The following is a 2,180-nucleotide window of genomic DNA, read 5'->3' as shown; positions in this document are numbered from 1 at the left end:
GCACGCAGTGCACCGCGTATCTCATCATGATCGGTGATGGCGATGACATCCAATCCGGCACGGCGGGCATGTTTCAGCACTGCTTCAAGAGTAGCAGTGCCGTCATAACTGTAAATGGTGTGAATGTGCAAATCTGCCTGTCCCATAAATCCTCGCTGATTGGATTGATTCCCAAGCGTATTATCAGACAGGAAGATTAAGAACGGTTCAAAAGCGGTTTAAGAACTGGTTGTTATCCTGTAAAAAAGCGGATTGACTCACATACCGGTCAATCCGCCCATCATTCCATGAAACAGTTTTTTTTCAGGCAGGTGTTTGCTCTGCTAAAGCAGGTAGCGGCTTTCGATAAGATTGGAATGCATACCACAGCGCTCCCAAACCAAGCAGGGTGGCGAGCAAGCCAATAACCCAGCCCAAAATTGGGATGGCACGCAGCATAACATAGATCAGCACACCGGCCAGCAATGCCCACAAGCGGGGATTTTGTGCCTGCGGTGCAATCTGGCGTACCAGTAACTGACCGACCCAAAATGATGCGACCAGTTTACTGCCATAGGCTACCAGCAGGGTGAAGGCGGCTGTAAAAACTGCCAGGCTTGAAAAGCCAATCCCGAATATGGCGTTGCTCAACCCTCCCAGGGTAATCAGGCTGAGCAGCAACCCAATCCCAAAAATCAACCCACCCGCCAGAAGGGCAGCGACGTAACCGCCCAGCAAACTCAGCAGGCCGACTCCGGTGGAAGCCAGTGGTTGACGGTTGGCTTCGTCCACCGTGCGCTGGAAGAAATTGGGCAGCAACCACAACACCAGACCACCGAGAATTAACAATGTAATCAGATTACGAAGGAGATTGACAATCGCTTTAACGACTGGCAGGGCAAAAATGCCGCGCGGTGGTTGGGAAGGGGAGGGCTTTTGATCGGTTTGTGCCGGAACAGGGGTCTGGTAGATAATCTGGCCCGCCGGCCGGCCCTGAATGGCTGAAGATTGATCGGTGGGGCTGGTGTACTTCAAGTCTCCCCCGATGACAGCCTGAGAAGAGATGCGCAAACCTGGCCGAATCGCAGGTGGTAAACCTGGCTGCATGGGCATAAACCACATGGCGGTATCACCACTTTCGGGTGAAGAAACATCCACCACTGCATCCCCACCGATGCTGCCATTAATTTCCAGTGCTGCAGCCGAAGCCCTTAGATTGCGCTTTATTTCTCCGTTTAAGATTGCCTGATACACACCCACAAAGGTGTCGGTGTTCACGCTGGAACCGGCCATGCTTTCCAGACTGTAACCGCCGTAATATACATTTCTTCCAATTTTTGCGTTATTGCCTATGAGCAAAGCAGCGCTGCCGCCGAACACGCTTCCACCGACATTGCCGCGCACCTCCATGTAACGGGCTGCTCCAAAAAGATTGCCGGCCACCTTGCCGCTCTCGGAAAGAATCACATCTGAGCCGAACATGAACAGGTCGCCGTTGATGGTGCCGTTGACGATCACGCGGTTTCCGGCGGCAATAACTGTTCCGTTGACGGTGCCATCCAGAATCACATCTCTGGCAGAGATGAGCAGATCGTCATTGATGGTTTCGTTAGCCGGCAAGCTGCCATCATCATCAATTACAGTTGCCTCTACCGGTCGCACGAAGATGAACATTGAGGTCAGGAACAGTGCCAAGAAGGTTATCAGGCAAGCCCAAAATTTTCTTTGGTTCGTGATCATTTCAATACTCCTTTTTCTAATCTATGGACATCCTACTTACGTTAATATACCCTCTCGGGTTGTAATAATAGCCAGGATTAAACGAACGTTAACACGCGTCGGCTTTTAGCGTGAAATGAGTAGAAGCACGTGAAATTTTCAAAATTTAATCAGCCCGCCTGACGGGGTGGGTTGAACCTGCTTGTATCTGATTCTATGCAGTCAAGGGGTTATTCTTTTAGCTGCTCTTTACTATATGCGTGGTGCAAACCCATCTGGTCGGTTTCGATGATGGCTTTCTGCATTTCTTGAACCATGCTTACGCCATGGCGGTATTGGAACGGCCACATCGAGCGCAGGTGGAAGAAGGCTACCCGGTCGCCATCCCGCAAGGGGTGATCTAAATCGGGCTGCAAACCGGGCATGGCGCTCAATTGTCCGTTAATGAAAGTGATACCTCGTTCCTGTGTGTCCATTCCAAG

The 2,180-nt window shown here is 51.1% G+C and carries 2 protein-coding genes and 1 pseudogene; all 3 read right to left on the bottom strand.

The features are described 5' to 3' along the window. Positions 1–146: PHP domain-containing protein (locus VAE48_RS17495; protein WP_416181031.1), on the bottom strand; the 146-nt coding region annotated here is incomplete at its 3' end. A gap of 157 nt (positions 147–303) precedes the next feature. Then, positions 304–1,719, bottom strand: coding sequence for a polymer-forming cytoskeletal protein (locus VAE48_RS06610; protein ID WP_322792525.1), 1,416 nt, complete (start codon positions 1,717–1,719; stop codon positions 304–306). A 209-nt stretch (positions 1,720–1,928) separates the two neighbouring features. Next, positions 1,929–2,180 (bottom strand): annotated as a pseudogene (locus VAE48_RS06605) (MoaD/ThiS family protein); the annotation flags it as partial.

It is taken from the genome of Bellilinea sp., from assembly GCF_034432615.1.
GTDB lineage: Bacteria > Chloroflexota > Anaerolineae > Anaerolineales > Anaerolineaceae > Bellilinea.
This window is presented reverse-complemented; position numbering and strand designations above follow the sequence as displayed.

Bases quoted from the DNA above. Each gene is read 5' to 3' on its own strand.
- VAE48_RS06610 (WP_322792525.1), bottom strand. From the start codon at position 1,719: ATGATCACGAACCAAAGAAAATTTTGGGCTTGCCTGATAACCTTCTTG.